This window comes from Sphingobacterium kyonggiense, assembly GCF_039536825.1.
GTDB lineage: Bacteria > Bacteroidota > Bacteroidia > Sphingobacteriales > Sphingobacteriaceae > Sphingobacterium > Sphingobacterium kyonggiense.
Genome location: NZ_BAAAZI010000012.1, coordinates 167313 through 185213 on the forward strand (window position 1 = coordinate 167313; position 17901 = coordinate 185213).

Genomic DNA, 17901 nt, shown 5'->3' on the forward strand with positions numbered 1-17901 from the left:
TGAAAGATTTTTCTTAAAAAAATTTTGTTAATAAAGATCTTAATTCTATATTTGCACACCGAAACACAGAACGGCCCGTTCGTCTAGGGGTTAGGACGCAAGATTTTCATTCTTGAAACAGGGGTTCGATTCCCCTACGGGCTACACACTTAAAAGTCAAAACATACTAAAACGCTGTAAATTAAATGTTTACAGCGTTTTTTGTTTTATCGGTATCTACAAATCTTTCAATTTTTCCCTATAAAAAAGTGAGTCATTCGGTGAGTCATTTTTCTAATCTATGCTACTCACTGAAAAGGTTTTAACTCGCTGTTTCACAACTTGTTTAAAAACTGGACATCTTGATTTCGTTCTGCTGCAAGGCTAAGTTTGTTTCACTTAAATGATACTATCATGAGTACAAATTATTCCTTGCTCTTCTACCTGAAGAAACCAAAAAATTACGTAAGCGGCCCAAAGCCGATCTATCTGCGTATAACCGTGGATGGAATACCGAAAGAGGTATCCACCGGACGGGAGTGCGATCCCACAAAGTGGATATCTAAGGCCAATCGTGCCAAGGGAACTAAAGAAGACGTTAAAACACTGAACGCTTATCTGGACACCCTCGAACACAAGGTAGCGGATACCCATCTCCAAATGACCAAACGTGGCGAGGAAATAACCGCGGAATCCATTAAAATGAAATATCTCGGAAGGGATATCCCGCGAAAAACATTGCTGACTGTTTTTCTTGAACACAACGAGCAGATGAAAGCACTATTAGGAAAAGGTTTTAAGCCCAATACACTCAAGGGATACAACACTTCCCTTTCCCATATCGAACGGTATCTGAACGAAAGTCTTAACCTAAAGGATATTGAGGTACGAAAGATGGATCATGCTTTTGTTGCCGGTTATGAATTTTTCCTCCGCTCGGCACTCGGCTGCTCGGAAGTCTCCGCCGCCAAGTACATCAAGCACCTGCGGAAGATCGTCAAACTTTGCTTAGCACATAAATGGGTTACAGAAGATCCTTTTGCATTCTATAAGAATTCTGCCAAAGCGAAAGAAAAAGAATTTTTGACCGAGGACGAGCTGGAACGTATCGAACGCAAGCTGTTCACTATTCCCAGATTGGCACATGTGCGTGACATCTTTGTGTTCTGCTGCTACACGGGGCTATCCTACGCCGATGTCAAAAAACTTTCTGATGATGATATCGGACGAGGTTTCGGAGGAAAGCTCTGGATATTCACCAACCGGGAGAAAACAGAGACCGCATCGAACATTCCCATATTGCCAAAGGCACTGGAAATCCTTTCACGCTACAGTGATTATGCACCCCCTGTTTCCAAAGGTAAACTTCTTCCAGTCCTGAGTAACCAAAAGATGAACAGTTACCTCAAGGAAATCGCAGACCTATGTGGTATTACCAAGAAACTGACCTTCCACATGGCTAGGCATACTTTTGCCACAACGGTTACCCTTTCCAATGATGTGCCAATTGAAACCGTAGCCAAGATGCTCGGTCACACGGATATCAAGACCACCCAGCATTACGCCAAACTACTGGATACACGGATAGGTCGTGACATGGACAAGCTGGAGGAGGCACTCGGTAATAAAACATCGAAATATGATACAAGAATGCCAAAGGCTGCTTTTGGAAAGATGCCGGATATATCGCTACAGCCATGTTTAAAAGGTAATAAAGCGGGATAATATTATTCTCAGCAACGGCATAGTCAGGAGGGTGGCTTTATTTTACAGCTTACCCTCTTTTTTGACCGGTACTACTTCTATTACTTGGCCGTTTGGCTCGAAACAAGGTGTAGCCTCCAGCGGTGATTATGAATAGGATCAGACCTATTTGGGACAGTCAGAAATAGCTAACTTACCAAAATCTTAAAACGGTCATATATTGCAGCATTTAAAAATCGATTTGCTCCCTTATTCTCCTTATATTTATTCTGAGGGGGTGAACGTGCCCCTCGTTTCACTAGTTTTTGGACCCGGTGATGATATGACAAATATGCATCCTGTAGAGACTATCACTTTTATATTAATAATCGGTTTAAGGTGTATCAGCAAGAGTTCTTGGTCGTAGAACGGCATTTCGTCGAAAATATTTGTCCGATCACGCCTTTGTTTTTAACTTTAATCCCCTTTTTGAAGGTTTTCAATGCATTCGGGTATGAAAAGGACGGTAAAATATATGTTCAGATCACACGCCGTTGTGACAGACATCACTGGAAACGTACCCCGGTGGACTAAGCACTGTTTGCCTTATGCTAAGGCAGAACGAATAGATGTCAATGTAGGTATAATCATCAGCCAGTATTACAGCCATTTTCTTTTCTTTCTTGAGGTAGTCGAATTTGATATACATACCGACCTGCAAGCAGATTACCTGATGGAGGATACCAGTCTGTTCCTCTTTATTATGTTGGAAGGGAATATCCTATTCCATAAGCACGATGGAGAATATATCGCCGAAGCAAAAGGCGACGTCTGCTATGCTACATACAACCGGCAGGGACTGTATTCGTTCACCTTACCGGCAGGAAGACACCGCCTCTGTTATATCATCCCCAGAAATGAATGGGTGACAAAGAACATCGGGAAATATCCGAGACTGGAGCCATTCCTAGATCAGATGGGACAAGATAACCTGCCATTCGGGCACATGCCGTCCTGCCGGATCGAAAAGGGGATGGAGCGAAGTCTCGATAAGCTTCTTGGAAGGACAGAGATAAAGGATAAGGATCTTGAAGCCGCCCTGTTGCGCGATTCAAAAAGAGTGCTGTATCATTATCAGCTTGCTGTCGAGAAAAAAATGTCTGCCCGTCCCTACCTTATAAAAGAAAATCTGGATCAAAATTATAGGAGTTCCGATCTGACAAATAAAGTATTGATGGATAGGTTCAACATTACGGAAAAAACACTGATCGAAACCTTCAAGGCCGAGTTTGGGATCACACCGCACAACTATCTGATCCAGTTACGCATGCAAATGGCCAAGCAGTTACTTCTCTCAAAAAGTTCCTCTCCAACAGAAGTCTGGCAGCTGGTCGGATACGCAGATTTCAGGAGTTTTGGCATACAGTTCAAGAAATTCTTTGGTTTTCCGCCTTCAGAGTGTATTTAACGTACTTTTAAAGTCATTTTCAATAAACAACAGATCCTCGACCCGAAAAAAATTTACTTTTTTGCCCCTATTTTTCATAAAAAACAATGCTTTTTGGTAAGTTTTTTTCTACCTCTACATCAAAAACGATGTTGAACTTTGTTAAGTAAGCTTGAACAATTTTTCTCTTTCGAGAGATTCAAGATATGGCAGGCGTATCAGGCTCCACACCATCTTTCCCGATGGCAGAGTTCCAGACAGGGTAGCAAAAGGCAGTGAGACCAGCTATTTATATCCGCCGATACGCATCTGGACAAGTTCGGATGTCGGGACACAGGGACGAGGGTTACATCGATAAAGTGCAGACAAGCCTAATCGGGCAGGTGGGGCCAAGGCTGCCCTGCTGAACAGTAGGCAAATGGTCAATGTTAAAAATGAATGCAATGGACAGTAAAGGCACAGCGAAAGAAAAAAAGACAGGTTTCCCGCATCGAATGGAGAATCTGTACCGATCCCTATGGATGGAGCTGCATGTCCTGTTCTTGCGGATATCCATGGTCATTACCTTGGTGATGAAAGTCATCAAACAGGAAAAATCACCTTGTCGGATTGCCTTAGCCCAGAAGAGAGTTTCTAGAAGAATTGTCCACCGACGTAAATTTACGGTATTTACGATATACCCGGATAGCTGCAAGAACTATCCGGGAAATGAAAGCCAACGTATCTGGATACAATGGTCTTCAGCGAGGTCTGCTAAAAGACAACCCTAAAAAATAGTATGTGAAAATAAAGTTGTCCTTTGTCTTCGCTACTATAAAATCTAACTTTAAGATCAATAACGTGAAAAATCTAAAGAAATTAATGTTTGGCCTTGTGGCGCTTGGATTAGCGTTCGGCCTTATGTTTAGTGTAAGTGCTTTTAAAGCAAAAAAAGCAACTTTTACATATTGGAGATATGATCTCAACACCCAAGTCGGTGCTAGATCTGGGTTTAATTATACTCAAATTACTAATCCAAGTGCACCTGGTTGTGATGATGGGGAGGAAATGCCTTGTGTAATACAGGTTGACGAAAGTATAGATACCCAAGCAAAACTAAACACATACTTGTCAACCAACTTTCCTAATGAGGCTGCTGTAACGGCTGCCGCTTTACATACCAAATCAAACTAAAAGTGCTATTTTGCTTGGGCTTTCTAAGAAGAGAGATGTTTAACTCTAAGCATGTACTTAAAGCGATGTTGTGATATGTAGAAAAATTGTGGTGTCCGTATTTTTTGGACACCACTTTAATCGTGTAATTTCTTGGCAATCGATTTATCAGCGTTCATTTTGCTGCATGCCACTAAGCGCAATTACATCCTCTGGGATTGGCAGAGCATAACCCTTGCTCTGTGGCTCAAGTTTATAGACCTTTCCATCTATGGTCCTGCTGAGCGTAATGCCATCCCCCTCCTCATTATAACGTTTAATATCCAGCCATCTCATACTTCTGAATGCCAATTCTTTCCGTCGCTCGTCTTTAATTATTTCCAACGCTTCGAGGGATGAAGTTGCCAATGTCGGAACAAATGTACCTGTACGGTACCTATACTGCAAAAGAAGGTTAAGATCATCTAAGGCTTCATTAACCTTTCCATCCCTTGCTTTGCATTCGGCTCGTGTCAGCAACATTTCGGCCGTAGTAATACCATTGAACAGAGTCGCTCCAGCCTGATAACTACCTTTAAAAATATAGGAAGTGCCGCTGGCGCGAAAAAATGCCAACTTACGTAAGTCATCTGTATGGTACATATCATATAGCACAGGATTAATGAGTGCCCTACTCTGTACAATAGGTCCTACCGTTGCCACCCTGCTCTCGAAGATCACCTCCTCGTTTAGATGAGGCAACGGGAAATTGACAGTGATTGTAAGTGTATTGTAATCCAATAGACGATGCTGGAACCGTAAACAACTATCTGCATATTCCCCTGCTGCAATATAATCCCTCATTTGCAGATATACACGGGACAGCATTCCATAAGCCGCAGCCTTAGAAGGTCTGGTAGGGGAAGGAACAACATCCGGTAAAAACTGAGCGCTCTTCTTCAGATCGGCAAGCGCCTGATCATAACCATCGGCGATACTTTGACGGGTAGATGGCTCGTTGAAATCGGCATTCAACCGAAGAGGGATACCGGGCAATGTTTCGGCCGTAGCCTTGTTATATGGCATGCTCCAAATCCCAAGTGCATTGAAAAAAGCCCTGCCCCTGAAAAAATACGCCTGAGCCGAAATTCCTGCAAGAGCATCATTGTCGTTGATGATAGTAGAATTATCCGCGACAGCTTGCAGAATGTTATTGGCCACATTAACCTGCGCATAGATGTTTGTCCAAGCATTGTATTGTGGCTTAAATATATTTGCAGATGCCCAAACATATAGATTTCTATCGTACTCGTCACGCGCGTTAAAAACAACATCGGTCATATAGTAGTTGTCACCACACACCTCACCCATTGCCGGGTCGGTATAGTTAAGCGTAGCATAATCGTCCAATACGGCCTGCATGTCCCTGATAGTGGTTATTGTAGCAAGTTTCTGATCAGGCTTTTCCTCCAGAAACTTTTCACAGCCTGTCATGGCTATTATGACCAAAAAGGCAGCAAAATACTTTATTCTATTGTTCATATATCTAAAATTTAAATTGAAGTGCCAGCGCGTACGCTTTTGATGGCTGCAGCACATTGTCATAATCGGGATCGAGATCTTTCTTATTGGACGTCCACAACAAACCCAAATTGCTTGCGTTTAGCATGATGCGCATATCTCGGATACCTAAATTCTTGAATTTGTTTTCCAATTGGTAGCTTAGGGAAACATATTGTAGGCGTAAGTGGTCTGCCGGCTCCACCAGTACTTCCGAAAGTTGATAGAACAAACTCCGACTATCATTAACCGGGTATTGGAATGAAGGTACATTAGTATGCATCTCATCTCCCGTATTTTGCCAGCGCAGAGAATAGTCCGAATGACCGCGTCCGCTGCCCACCAAATTAGTATACTGTATACTGCTGCGTCTGAAGTAATAACCAAACTTATAGGCAAGTGCGACTTCCAGACTCAACCTGTTGTAGCTTAACCGATTGGTAAAATTTCCAAATACTGTAGGCAGTGCGGAGCCGTGATATCGCAAGTCCGTCAGACTACTGCCGTTCCCCGTGAGCTCCACGTAATCCGTAGACAAATCGTTGTTGAGATAACCTAACGGATTTCCCTGCTGATCCAGTCCTCCATATCGGTACGAAAAGACCGAGTAAACCGGTTTACCCACCAAGCCGGTAATTGTTCCGGTCCCTATATAGTCTCCGCCTTTCGTTGAGACGTCATAATAATCCGTTACCTTGTCCCGATTGGTGCTGAAATTTATGATGGTACCCCATTGGAGGCCATTTCCCACAAGGTTACGGCTCTCAAGTCTCAGATCGATGCCATGCCCCTCCATCGATGCAATATTCCTTACCATGGTCGGCCCCACACCACTTGTGTAGTCAATAGGATAAAAGCCGAACAGATCCTTGGCCCTTTTTCGGTAATAGTCAAAGCTTCCGCTGATGCGCCTGTCAAAGAGACCAAAATCAACACCTATATTAAGTGTGCCAACAGTCTCCCAACGTAGATCGGGATTATAAAAGCGTGTAATCGAGGCAAAGTTGCTTTGGGTAAAAGGTGATACAGTATTGTAGGTAATGGTAGTGAGGCCGGTACGTGATGGGTCTGCATTGCCGCTAAATCCATAACTCGCCCTAAGTTTCAGAGACGCGCCTGATTTTAGCCAAGGCAGATCGTTGTCGACATTCCAAGCCAAACCCACGCTCCATAATGGCTTCCATTTATTGTTCGTACTCACCCCGAACAGATTCGATGCATCGCGACGGGCACTGGCATAAATAAAATAAGTATCTCTGTAACTATAGCTAGCATTGCCATAAAAACTCACAAAATTGTTCCGAGTCAGCCCCAGGCTTTGCCTGCCAGGTATAAAGCTGTTGCTGCCGGTGATGTAGTGCGGATACCGCTTTGTCAGATCAATTAGACCTGTATTCAGGGTATTCGTTTCCAGTCCAAAATAGCGGTAGCTGTTGCTTTCATTGCGTAGAGAACGACGCTCAGCACCGGCAAGTGCGTTAAAGTGATGTGACCCGAAGCGTTTGTCATAGTTCAGTTGAAGCCTTAAGTTGTTCGCCAGCAGATATCCGTTCTGTAAATCCATTATACCACCCTGTGGAACCAAGTAACTGATAGAGCCATCATCGGCAGGCTGAGCAAAACTGTTCACGATATCCCTTGCAAAATAACTCTGGGCATCATAGATATTTTCATTAGTGGTCTGCTGTCTTTCCATACGATAGAGCGCTTGAACATCAAAACCTGCATACCGATAATTCATTCCTACATTTATCCCTGTATTATTAAGATTTATCTCGTCCTTGTTAAAGAGACAGTCCGTGAGCGGATAATATTTCCAATCAGCCAGTCTTCCATCCAATGTGCTCAGGTAGTTTAGCCGATAGTTCTGTACCAAAGGCATTGCATTACCATCTTCGTCTGTTAGTTGTGCATAAGGATAGAGTGTGCCATTTAACGCTGTGATCTCGGTATAACCCTGCTTGCCGCTTTTGCTTTGTGCATTAGCATGGGTAATATTCATGTCCACGCTTAGGTTTTTTGCCAAATTGATTTCCAAAGCATAACGTAAGGTCAACCTAGCGTACAATGCATCCAGATTATCCCTGTTTCGGTCGTATCCCGCTGTCGCTAACCAGTTATAGCGCCTGTTGCCTCCATTGGCCTGTAGGTTGTACTGCTGGTTTAGCCCCACTCCATAAACCTTGTTCTTGAATTCATCCCTCACATCCAGATGGCGCCATCGATCCAGACGTTCTTCTTTTTCACTTGGGCTCAGATCTGCATTGTAGAGTGTCTCTATTACGGGCGTCAACCCTGGCATAGACGGGTCATCATAAGCAGATTGATAATATCCTTGGGAAAACAGATAACTTTCGACATCGATATAATCGGATGAACTCATTTGCTGCAAACGATACAGGTAGGGCTTACTAATGACATTATTGTTAATACTGCCCTGTATTTGCAGATCTTGATTGAATTTACCTTTCTTGGTCGTGATCACAATTACACCATTGCCAGCCTTACTTCCCCATATAGAACTTGCCGCGGCATCTTTCAGCAGGGTAATACTTTCAACATCATTAGGGTTGATATTTTCGAGATTTCCATCATATGGAAAATTATCTACAACTATCAATACATCCTTGGGACCATTGATGCTGCTCAACCCTCTAATGGTAATACGTCCCTGTGCTGTACTACGGTCTACGCTCAGTCCGCTGGAAATAGCCTCTAGCCTAGATAGTACGTCTGTGCTCACCTGATTCTCGAGCATATGGGAACCGATATGCTGTACCGATCCAGTTAGTTGCTCCTGCTTGATCTTTTGGTATCCTGTACTGATTACCACTTCCTCAATTTCTTTTACCACTGGTCTTAAATGGAAGATAAGAGAACCGTTATAGTCACTTAGCAAAGTATCCAAAGGAATGTAATTCAACGCCTGTATCCTGAGTTTTACAGGTCGATTTACGATAGAAAGCTTAAAATAACCGTTGTTGTCAGTCGGAAAATTGTTGTTTCCTACAGAAACAACAGCGGTAATTCCCTTTTTGCTGTCTGCATCAACTACTCTAAAAACCTTCTGTTGGCTATGGGCAACAGCAGCTATGGTAAATAATACCGATATCATAAAAAAGATCTTTTTCATTGGTTGCTAGTGTTACGTCTGCGAATGGTCTCATTTAGTTTGTGACGCCTTTTAATGGAAACCTCTATGTTATGCAGGTCAAACATTTCTGCGCCTGTTGCTGCCCGGTATTGTCCATTTTCGATCCACACGTAATGTGGTATAATGGAGTGTTGGAATAGTTTCCAAAGTATGCCATCTTTCATAATGGTATTTAATCCGCTTCCCATTTCTCGCATCTTACCTATTATCTTTTCCTCATCATCTCCGGTATTGTCTGCATTAACCAGTACTACAGCAACTTGGTCAGCGAAAATGCGATTTATACTATCGGCGAAAGCAAATTTTTTGAGGCATGGGCCGCACCAACTTGCCCAAAAATCCAAGATGAGCAGATTGCCTCTGTATTGATCTAAAGTCTGTTTATTGGTTTGTCCGTTAATGTAAATGGTATGCTCTTGCTGCCAAAAGGCTTCAGGTAGTCTATCGCCAATCTTTAGAGGTCTAACATCATTTAGCCCGGCATCAGCCCGCTCTTGGACGGACTGGGCGCGGGCATTACTAAACAATATGAAACAAAAAATTGTGAGCAAAAACGCTTGTACTATCGGTATTTGGTGCTTTACTTTAGGCCAAAGCGTGGCCATTGCGTATAAAAACGTCATAATATTCAAAGTCTAAGTGTTTGAGAATTGGGTTAGGAAAAGTTAGTCTTAATCGTGCCTTAGGGTTAACGGAACTAAAGTCAGTGGATAATTATGCATCACAGATTAGGACAGAGTAACAAAGTTATCAATCTGGACTTCTGATAATATTTTTGTACAACTGTTTCTTCATATTTAAGTTCAATACGGATAATACAAAGTAATGAACTGCAAAATATAAAAAAGAAAAAAACAGGTTGATTTTTATTTGTTTAAGGTTGACTTTTATGTATATTTGAATTTATAATTTGTCTTATATTTATGGAAAAAACAGTCAGAATAGGTCCGAATATTAAATTTATAAGAAATCTAAAAGGACTTAAGCAAGAAGCAGTAGCTATTGAACTCGGAATAACCCAAGCAGAATATTCACTTATTGAAAATTCTGACTCGGTAGATGATCAAATCATTGTTCAGGTCGCACAGATATTCAACGTTACACCAGAAGTAATAAAAGAATTCAACGAAAACCAAGCATTCTATAGTATTGAAAACAAAGTTGAGAATAATAAAATATCCGAAAATTCACATGGAATACATCAAGTCTTTAGTCCTATAGAAAAAGTTGTTGAACTATATGAAAGACTCCTTACGAGCGAGCGAGAAAAAATAGAAATTCTTAAATCCCAAAACACAAAATAGGGTAAATCATATGTCTGAAATTATCACCAACAAGCTAAGTCTTCACAAAGGTAGAAAGATAGAGCGGGTAAGAAAACTTAGAGGTTGGACACAATCTGACCTTGCTGAAAGGATGAAAATATCTAAACAAGCTGTCTCAAAATTAGAACAATCGGAAAATATAGGAGATGAAAAGTTTAGAGAGGTCGCTGAAGCTTTAGGTGTTACTTATGAAGGCTTACGAGATTTTACGGAAGAGAAAGTTCTATATAATACAAACAATTTCTACGAAAACAGTGGTGTATCTGCATCAAACATAGCTGCAAATGTGGAGAATATCCACAATCCGTTAAAAGAGACTATTGAAATGTTTGAAAGACAACTTGCCGCTGCCAGAAAAGATTTACTTGAAATTGTAAGGCAAAACATTTCAACAAAAGATTAGACGAAATTATTTAAGAGTTAGAACAAGGAAAATAGTTTGTCTATACGAAAAAATGGAAATAATTAACAACAATTGTATTTATGGGTGATGATGACGTTCTTGGTAGCAATGCAGGAACCTCTGATAGCTATGCAGATGGGCTAAGAGGACTTAAAGATCGAGTAAGGTCGCTGCAACATCACATATTGTTGCAGGCAAATGCAGAACTTGTAGGATTCTATTGGGAATTAGGGAAAGACATTTTCGAAAAGCAACAGCATGCTCATTGGGGTAAAGGTTTAGTAGCTTCCGTTTCAAAAGACCTTAAAGCTGAGTTCCCTGATTTGAGTGGTTTTTCCCCCACAAATCTTTACAATTGTGTTAAGTTTTACAAGTTTTTCTCCTCTTCTGACTTTTTCCAAAGCAGCGTTGAAAAAATAGAAACGAAACTGTATTCATACAGCATAGTGTTGGGAGATTGCCATGGCGGCACATCATCCAATTGATCAGCAAGACACAGACAGTAGAGGAGGCTTTGTTTTATCTAGAGCAAACTGTCGAAAATGGCTGGACCATGGATATATTGGCCCTGCAGATAAAGTCATCTCTATATAAAAGACAAGGTAAAGCAATTACAAATTTAACAACAACGTTACCTGACACCAAATCTGAACTCGCACAGCAAACACTAAATGATCCTTATATCTTTGACTTTGTCAACATGACGGCAAGGAGTAAGGAAAAAGACATCGAGGAACAGTTGACACAAAACATACTTCGTTTCTTGCTTGAGTTAGGCAAAGGATTTGCGTTCATTGGTAGACAATATCGATTTGAACTGGGGGATAAAGAGTATTTCATTGATTTATTGTTTTATCACATCCCAATGCAATGCTATGTGGTTGTGGAATTAAAAAACGGAGATTTTAAGCCCGAATACGCCGGAAAACTTAATTTCTATCTCACACTGGTTGATAAAACGCTCAAATGCCCAGCCGAAAATCCGACTATTGGCATATTACTCTGCAGAGATAAAAATAATCTTGAGGTTGAGTATGCTTTGCAGGATATACACAAGCCGATGGGAGTAAGTGAATTTGAGCTTTTCACACAACTTCCCGATAATCTGAAGAGCAGTCTTCCCAAAATAGAAGAGATTGAAGAGCAATTGAGGATTGATGACAATGGCGAAAGTGGGTAAAATGGTGGACGGCCCTGCTGGGTTTACTAAGAAATGAACCAAACCCATTTTCATTGTGATTTGCAATTAGCGAATTCAAATCACAATGAACGATAAGGGAAAATGAAGGTCTGATTGCCTCTTGCCTGAACCTTTATTAAACTGACCAAGTATAGGAGGGAGACCATTGTTGAGACAAACTAAAGAAGAATCACTAATTTTCGAATAAACCAATATCAATATTAAATGAACAGAATCGAAAATGTGCTGTTGAATTACCTGCAGACGGAAACAAACCACGCCATACTGCTTACCGGTGATTGGGGTTCGGGCAAGACACACTATATAAAAAATGTTTTCTTTGAAAAAGCGAAGAATATCAAAACAATCGGTTCTGGAGCGGAGAAAAATTATCAACCGATCCTTGTATCTCTCTTCGGGGTAAAATCTATTGGTGACATCAAGGATAGAATATGGATATCCCTATACCCACTTCTTGACAATAAATATGCGCATTATGGAACATCTATATTGAAAGGCATCATAAAATCGGTAGATGTTAGTAAGCTATTGGGTAAAGAAGGATTGTTAGAGGGAACGGTAGATAATGCGGGTAAAACTGCGAAGGATATCAATAAAAAAGCAAAAGAAAAGCTCAAGTTCGATAACTTATTGATTTGCTTGGACGATTTAGAAAGGGTCAATAAAGAGTACTTAAAGGAGGACGAGCTGCTTGGATTCATAAACTCGTTGGTAGAGCATGATAACAATAAAATCATCCTGATAGCCAATGAGGATAAAATGGATGCTGAGCGCTTTAAAAAAATCAAGGAGAAAACGATTGGATATACGCTGCATTTTGAGCAGAGTTTTCGAGAAGTATTCGACAACTTTATTTCTACGTATGATTCTACCGATACGTTTAAAGAGTTCATCTCTAAGCAGTACAAGATTATCAGTGACATTTTCACAAAAGAAGGACAAGGGAGGGTTAACTATCGGACATTAAAGAACTTCATTTCCATTTTTGGTCAGGGGTATCATGTGATCGGAACTCAGGGGCTTGGTATTACTCCATTAGAAAGACTAAAAGAGTCTATCCTGATCGATATTCTCAAGTTTACACTGGGCGTCTGTATCGAATTCCGAAAAGGTGAAATCTCATATAAGGAAAGACAGGATCTGGAACAGTATGAAACGCTGGCAATCTCAAGAATATTGGGAAAAGAGAGTCAGAAAGGTTCGTACCTGATCAAATTTATCGATAGCTATATAAATGATGATAATCAATACACTTTCTATACGTCTATTTACGAAACAGTAACGGGCGGAAATATCTTCGATATCAATAGGCTAAGACAGGAGCTCCGTAAAAAACACCACGTCATTGATGACAACATACCCATTCATTATGATATATATAACAAACTGCTGGAGCATGACTATCTAAAGCTTGCAGACCGCGAATACAGAGATTTATTACGGAAGCTCAAAAATTACGCAGAGCAAGGGCTATTTCTCCCTCGAAGGGTTCACAGCTAATTTTGTGCATACCACGTTCCTTCGGATGAGCAATGCGCACAAACAGGATTTTGTAAATTTACTTTATGTTGGTTATCTGGATACGATCTATAACCTTGAACCGAACGAGATCGACTTATTTAAAGATCTAAAAGAAAATGTGGACAATAAGCTAGCGAAAAAGAACCCAAGAAGTAATAGTACCACGTTGTATAAGAAGTTACAAGAGGTTTTGGGAAAAATATTAATATCGAAGGGACAGGTATAATTGCCTCTTTTAAACCGCCTAATCATAGCATTAAATGACAGAAAAAGAATTATTATATCATTTCCCCTATCGGATCGAAAAGCAAAATAACTTTAGAAATTTTGTTAAGGATCATAATGCCCTTCAAAAGAAACATATCCCTAACTATGACGGAACCAATACCCAAGAATTCCTTTATAAAAAATCGGGATTAAGCTTGGATGAAATTCATGATTTCGAATATCTGTATGAAAATTTCCATCATTGGAAAGAGTGGTATACGAACGGGCGGAATATCTTTTCTTTCTCAAAGGAACTGCTATTGATGTTGGAGAAAACCGATGTCGATGGTATTACACCGGATAAATTTCATCTACCATACGACATCTTATATATATCCTTAAAGCCTCTGAACCTGAAAATTGCTAAAGGGAGAGAGACCGTAATTGAAGGGGTCTATGTCAACCATAACATCTGGAATGGCATGGGAGAAAATCCTGAAGGTTATTGTGACCTTTCTCTTTATTTTGTTGGAGATTTTAAGGATGTATTTCTGGAACATATCCAAAATGTCAAGAGCAGACTTCCGTACAACATAGAAGGCGTTGAAAAATTTGACGAGACACCGATCGGAAGTTTCTGGAACATTTGGTTATGGTTTGAGAAGCAGGAGGGCAGAGAAAATGTAAAGCAAACGGTAGAACACTTCCTGCAGGGGCTGAGGGAAGAAATCTTTACGAATGGAAAATCTGCGGATGAGATAACAGATTCTGATCTCGATTTCTATACCTCCACAACCGACCTGCTTGCTAACAGTATCCACCTTGTCGTAAATTGCCTATTGTATTTGTCACAACCTGCTGAAAAGATCGATGTTAAAAATGAGTTCCCCGGTGGATTACCACATAACCTGAACAAAAAACTTTCGTTTGTCAAAACGAAAAGAGAGCAAAGTAAAATAGATCGAAAGATTGAGGACTTGGGTTATACCAGGATACGGTATGTTGGAGAATCGTTTAAAAAGGCAGATTCTAATGCAGGGTCTGATATCGTGATACAATCTCATTGGAGACGTGGGCATTGGAGAAGCCAGCGTTTTGGCGAAAAGCTAAAGCACCAGAGAATGGTCTGGATCATGCCGACTATAGTAAATAGCAGCCATGGACAGCCGTTAAAAGGGCATTTATATGACGTCAGGGAAGATCAATAAGCGCTATGCGTGAAGATAATATTTAATAATAAGATGACCTACCTGAGATCTATAACATCAGCGAAGGATACGGAGACTGGTCTGACTGTGCAGGCACATGAACTGTTCCGATCGCAGAAATCGGGTTTTGCTGCGCGGAAAGATTATCACAGCGGAGACAAATCTTATTCCTGTCTGGAATGCGGGCAACGTCTGGTTATTGTCCCCAGTAGCCGTGACCGGCTCTTCTTTAGGCATCTCCCAAATTCTGACTTCTGTGAACTGAAGGATACAAATCTATCAGATGAACTGCGTGAAGACCAATATAGAGTATTATATTATAGGAAAGTGATAAACATAAAGATATAAAACATCGGATTGCTGTCGCGCTTTCAAAAACGCAAGGCGTCGAAGTGTCCAGTATAATAGAGGATACGGAATTTATCATCAAGGGGAATGAAAGACGCCGTCCCGACGTTTATTGCCGTTACTTAGGCAAAGAAATCGTATTTGAAATCCAACTTTCTCAGCTGTCATTAAGCTACATATTACGGCGATATTCATTTTATAGGACTCATGGTATCTATCTGTTCTGGATTCTTGATATAGAAAACCCAAGTGTCCAAACTCAGATGGAACGCGACATCAAATATCTCTTTCCTCATCAAAATCTGTTCTCGTTAGACGAGGCTTCTGGTGATTCTCTTGTACTTTCCTGTGCGTATAAAGCATCTTATATCTTCAATAATAATTCGGTAAGAGAAAAATGGTTGAAAAAGCTGGTCCAACTTCACCAGCTCACGTTCGATCAGATAATGATGCAGGCATATTATCTTGATTACGAACCGGAAAAACAAAAAAAGGAAGAGGAACTCATTAAATTTCTGGAAGAACAAAAGAGAAAACATGAAGAACAAGAAAGGACTGTCAAATTAAGATTATCTGAAGATAAGATCGCCAAGATTATTGCAGATATTAAAGACTTAAAAAATAAGGATTATAGCCTATTTAACCTCTATGCTCGATTTGAAAATATGAATAAGGAGGAAATAGAGCTTCTGAACATTAAGCTGGGATTGAACCGGGAGCGAACAAATACCTTACCTCCGATGATGACCTATATTAAGAACTATATAAGGAGAAACCCACATTATCTGGATTCTAGGATTTCAATCGTTGAATTTCTGTTGACCGAAAATAAAATACTTATTGATGTAAACGCTAAAGATGGAAACGGCCGAGGGTGCCTCCAAGAACTCTATGAAAACCATAACCTTGATATTTGGATGTATAGACTTATACCGGCGTTATTTTTAAGGGGATACCGTCTGACAGATCATGATCGGGAGTATTTCAAGAATCGTTCAAACAGCAATGAAAGAGAGGCTGAAACAACGCTGTTGAAGCTTAACTTTTACAACAACCTTTCAGACCATCACCTGATCCCTTTGATTTCCAAATATTTCACTTATTTAGTTTTTATTGAATCCGCACTAAAAAAGAAAATGATAGGAACGGGCTTAAAAAATTGGGTTCAGTTCGTTGTCAGGATTCAAGGCGGCTATAAAGGCTTTTGGTATTATACCAAACTTGCTTTGAAAAAGTATGGTACATGGGATCATATTGTTGGACTTGATAAAAAGGGGACATTTTTGAGAAAGATCAAAGAATTTGGTCTGGAGAGTGTTGAAACTGATCGCTCGATCGATTCGCTGCTAAGAGATTTGTATCCAGAGTTATTCTTTTAGGCATAGTTTGATGCGTAAAACTTGGGACATCTATTTCAACGATTTCCATCTATCATGCACACACCCTCCCATTTTCACCGCTTAGGCCACCCAGACGCAAGGAGACGGAATGGGGTCAAGGGCGCACAGTGATGGACAAGAGTGTGGGGGTGCGTTTACTATATCCTTGACCTTTCCGGCTCCGTGGGTAAATTTGCCGGAGCGGTGCAGATGGGAACAATTTTCCGTTCGATTTGGCAGCTGACTTTGTTACTTAGCAAGTGGTGTGCGCACAGCAAAACACCTCTTGCGTTCCGAACCGAGGTTCGCGTGCTTTCCGCCGTAGGAAGGAATGCACGTGTACCGCAGGGAGAAAGAGCCGTTCTATCTTTTCAGGCCCTGACCCTTTTTTCTGCGCCTGCGTTTCCGTTCCTCCTCACCCGCAACAGTCTGCTGTGCACCCGATGCATCGAATACAGGTTCCAACAACATGTCAAACAGCCCCCAAGCCCCTCCTGCAATGGAGGACAGCATACTGCCGACATCCGGATATTTTTCATGGTGGATATTGGCCATAAGATTATCTGTTACATGGCTCTCGTGCAGCTTTGGGTACCTTTCCATAAAATTTCCAAGGGCATGCATCTGTGCCTTCTGCTCCATCGTTCCGTTCTTCATCATATTGGCATAATGCATCCGTTCTTTCAGCCCACGCTCAAAGCCGAACACCTGATCAAAGAGCGTTTCGCCCGACTGCTTAAATGCGGTACGGTCAAACTGTCCCATTTTCCTGGAATGGGAAGTGTTCCTACCCCGCGAGGTATTCTGCGGACTCAGCTTAATTGTATTGGTAATATCCTTCCTGCTTACAATGATCTGGATATGCATCTGCTGGCCATCCTTGCGCTCGCCCCGTTGCCTCGTTCCGTTCCTGACTTCCTTTTCATTGTGTCCATAGTATCTATGGTTCTCCAGTTTACCGAACCAGAGCAGATCTTTATGGCCACTGATATTATCCCGCTTGAAATTTTTTGCATATTCGTCCATGACCTTGACGGCAAACCCTTTCAGTTTTTCCTTGGCGCCCTCTTCCCCATAAACGAAGGTGAGGTGCGCCAGCTCCTTCTGGCTTGGACTGATGTTGATCAGAAAGAACTTACTGTCATCTTTGCCCAGTTTGGCCACGTTGCTGTCGATACCGATCCGCACCTCATGCGGTCTGATGTCATCCCGGTTCCAATTGAACCAATTTTCATGTTCGGCCATGTTTTGCGTGTTTCTGTTCTCTTTTTCGAGATAGTTCACCAGCCCGGCGGAACTAGCTTTGTTGCTTCCCGTTTCGGATGCCGTGATATTGATAAACATATTTCCCTCTT

General features: G+C 41.2%; 17 protein-coding genes, 1 tRNA gene and 1 pseudogene. 15 read left to right on the top strand and 4 right to left on the bottom strand.

What is annotated here, in order from left to right; all coding sequences use genetic code 11:
- The first annotated feature begins 72 nt into the window (after positions 1-72).
- The 5 genes from ABD676_RS15420 to ABD676_RS15440 all read left to right on the top strand — a co-directional run bounded on the left by ABD676_RS15420 (position 73) and on the right by ABD676_RS15440 (position 4282).
- Positions 73-144, top strand: a tRNA-Glu gene (locus tag ABD676_RS15420).
- A 249-nt stretch (positions 145-393) separates the two neighbouring features.
- Positions 394-1704 (top strand): site-specific integrase, encoded by a 1311-nt coding sequence (locus ABD676_RS15425; RefSeq protein WP_344675636.1) that lies wholly within the window; start codon positions 394-396, stop codon positions 1702-1704.
- Positions 1705-2176: 472 nt separating this feature from the next.
- Positions 2177-3130, top strand: coding sequence for a helix-turn-helix domain-containing protein (locus ABD676_RS15430; protein ID WP_344675637.1), 954 nt, complete (start codon positions 2177-2179; stop codon positions 3128-3130).
- Positions 3131-3534: 404 nt separating this feature from the next.
- Positions 3535-3879, top strand: coding sequence for a hypothetical protein (locus tag ABD676_RS15435; protein WP_344675638.1), 345 nt, complete (start codon positions 3535-3537; stop codon positions 3877-3879).
- A gap of 70 nt (positions 3880-3949) precedes the next feature.
- Positions 3950-4282, top strand: a complete 333-nt coding sequence (locus tag ABD676_RS15440; RefSeq protein WP_144038129.1) for a hypothetical protein — start codon at positions 3950-3952, stop codon at positions 4280-4282.
- Positions 4283-4429: 147 nt separating this feature from the next.
- On the opposite strand, the gene ABD676_RS15445 is transcribed toward ABD676_RS15440, so the two are convergent.
- From ABD676_RS15445 to ABD676_RS15455, 3 genes are read right to left on the bottom strand one after another with little or no spacing between them, the layout of a single operon-like run.
- Positions 4430-5782 carry a RagB/SusD family nutrient uptake outer membrane protein gene (locus ABD676_RS15445; protein ID WP_165894410.1) on the bottom strand — a complete coding sequence of 451 codons (1353 nt, stop codon included), beginning with the start codon at positions 5780-5782 and terminating at the stop codon, positions 4430-4432.
- 4 nt (positions 5783-5786) lie between these two features.
- On the bottom strand, positions 5787-8933 hold the full coding sequence (locus ABD676_RS15450; RefSeq protein ID WP_344675640.1) for a SusC/RagA family TonB-linked outer membrane protein: 3147 nt from the start codon (positions 8931-8933) through the stop codon (positions 5787-5789).
- A complete protein-coding gene (locus tag ABD676_RS15455) occupies positions 8930-9481 on the bottom strand; it encodes a TlpA family protein disulfide reductase (protein ID WP_344675641.1) in 552 nt (183 codons plus the stop codon). Before ABD676_RS15455 ends, ABD676_RS15450 begins: the two co-directional genes overlap by 4 nt.
- Positions 9482-9877: 396 nt before the next feature.
- Between ABD676_RS15455 and ABD676_RS15460 the strand changes: the two genes are divergently transcribed.
- From ABD676_RS15460 to ABD676_RS15495, 10 genes and pseudogenes are all read left to right on the top strand, one after another.
- Positions 9878-10258, top strand: coding sequence for a helix-turn-helix domain-containing protein (locus tag ABD676_RS15460; RefSeq protein ID WP_132778207.1), 381 nt, complete (start codon positions 9878-9880; stop codon positions 10256-10258).
- 10 nt (positions 10259-10268) lie between these two features.
- Positions 10269-10682 (top strand): helix-turn-helix domain-containing protein, encoded by a 414-nt coding sequence (locus tag ABD676_RS15465; protein WP_132778208.1) that lies wholly within the window; start codon positions 10269-10271, stop codon positions 10680-10682.
- A gap of 80 nt (positions 10683-10762) precedes the next feature.
- Complete coding sequence (locus tag ABD676_RS15470) at positions 10763-11167, top strand: DUF1016 N-terminal domain-containing protein (RefSeq protein WP_344675642.1); 405 nt, start codon at positions 10763-10765, stop codon at positions 11165-11167.
- Positions 11164-11862 (top strand): PDDEXK nuclease domain-containing protein, encoded by a 699-nt coding sequence (locus ABD676_RS15475; RefSeq protein ID WP_344675643.1) that lies wholly within the window; start codon positions 11164-11166, stop codon positions 11860-11862. Before ABD676_RS15470 ends, ABD676_RS15475 begins: the two co-directional genes overlap by 4 nt.
- Positions 11863-12087: 225 nt before the next feature.
- Entirely contained in the window at positions 12088-13383 is a 1296-nt protein-coding gene (locus ABD676_RS15480) for a P-loop NTPase fold protein (protein WP_344675644.1), read from the top strand.
- A gap of 4 nt (positions 13384-13387) precedes the next feature.
- Positions 13388-13630, top strand: coding sequence for a hypothetical protein (locus ABD676_RS15485; protein ID WP_344675645.1), 243 nt, complete (start codon positions 13388-13390; stop codon positions 13628-13630).
- 34 nt (positions 13631-13664) lie between these two features.
- Positions 13665-14819, top strand: coding sequence for an AcrVA2 family anti-CRISPR protein (locus ABD676_RS15490; protein WP_344675646.1), 1155 nt, complete (start codon positions 13665-13667; stop codon positions 14817-14819).
- Positions 14820-14852: 33 nt separating this feature from the next.
- Complete coding sequence (locus tag ABD676_RS18270; RefSeq protein WP_425565301.1) at positions 14853-15167, top strand: DUF7830 domain-containing protein; 315 nt, start codon at positions 14853-14855, stop codon at positions 15165-15167.
- Positions 15155-15628: pseudogene (locus tag ABD676_RS18300) on the top strand (DUF6035 family protein); the annotation flags it as partial. The gene ABD676_RS18270 and the pseudogene ABD676_RS18300, both read left to right, overlap by 13 nt.
- Positions 15611-16546, top strand: coding sequence for a DUF7829 domain-containing protein (locus ABD676_RS15495; RefSeq protein ID WP_486387594.1), 936 nt, complete (start codon positions 15611-15613; stop codon positions 16544-16546). The pseudogene ABD676_RS18300 and the gene ABD676_RS15495, both read left to right, overlap by 18 nt.
- A gap of 363 nt (positions 16547-16909) precedes the next feature.
- Here the strand turns inward: ABD676_RS15495 and ABD676_RS15500 are convergent, their stop codons facing one another.
- Positions 16910-17890, bottom strand: a complete 981-nt coding sequence (locus ABD676_RS15500) for a DUF5712 family protein (RefSeq protein WP_344675647.1) — start codon at positions 17888-17890, stop codon at positions 16910-16912.
- Positions 17891-17901: the final 11 nt, after the last annotated feature.

What these genes read in the sequence shown, in the direction of transcription:
- ABD676_RS15425 (WP_344675636.1), top strand. Translation starts at nt 394, where the DNA reads ATGAGTACAAATTATTCCTTGCTCTTCTACCTGAAGAAACCAAAAAAT.
- ABD676_RS15430 (WP_344675637.1), top strand. Translation starts at nt 2,177, where the DNA reads ATGAAAAGGACGGTAAAATATATGTTCAGATCACACGCCGTTGTGACA.
- ABD676_RS15435 (WP_344675638.1), top strand. Translation starts at nt 3,535, where the DNA reads ATGTTAAAAATGAATGCAATGGACAGTAAAGGCACAGCGAAAGAAAAA.
- ABD676_RS15445 (WP_165894410.1), bottom strand. Translation starts at nt 5,782, where the DNA reads ATGAACAATAGAATAAAGTATTTTGCTGCCTTTTTGGTCATAATAGCC.
- ABD676_RS15450 (WP_344675640.1), bottom strand. Translation starts at nt 8,933, where the DNA reads ATGAAAAAGATCTTTTTTATGATATCGGTATTATTTACCATAGCTGCT.
- ABD676_RS15460 (WP_132778207.1), top strand. Translation starts at nt 9,878, where the DNA reads ATGGAAAAAACAGTCAGAATAGGTCCGAATATTAAATTTATAAGAAAT.
- ABD676_RS15465 (WP_132778208.1), top strand. Translation starts at nt 10,269, where the DNA reads ATGTCTGAAATTATCACCAACAAGCTAAGTCTTCACAAAGGTAGAAAG.
- ABD676_RS15470 (WP_344675642.1), top strand. Translation starts at nt 10,763, where the DNA reads ATGGGTGATGATGACGTTCTTGGTAGCAATGCAGGAACCTCTGATAGC.
- ABD676_RS15480 (WP_344675644.1), top strand. Translation starts at nt 12,088, where the DNA reads ATGAACAGAATCGAAAATGTGCTGTTGAATTACCTGCAGACGGAAACA.
- ABD676_RS15490 (WP_344675646.1), top strand. Translation starts at nt 13,665, where the DNA reads ATGACAGAAAAAGAATTATTATATCATTTCCCCTATCGGATCGAAAAG.
- ABD676_RS18270 (WP_425565301.1), top strand. Translation starts at nt 14,853, where the DNA reads ATGACCTACCTGAGATCTATAACATCAGCGAAGGATACGGAGACTGGT.
- ABD676_RS15500 (WP_344675647.1), bottom strand. Translation starts at nt 17,890, where the DNA reads ATGTTTATCAATATCACGGCATCCGAAACGGGAAGCAACAAAGCTAGT.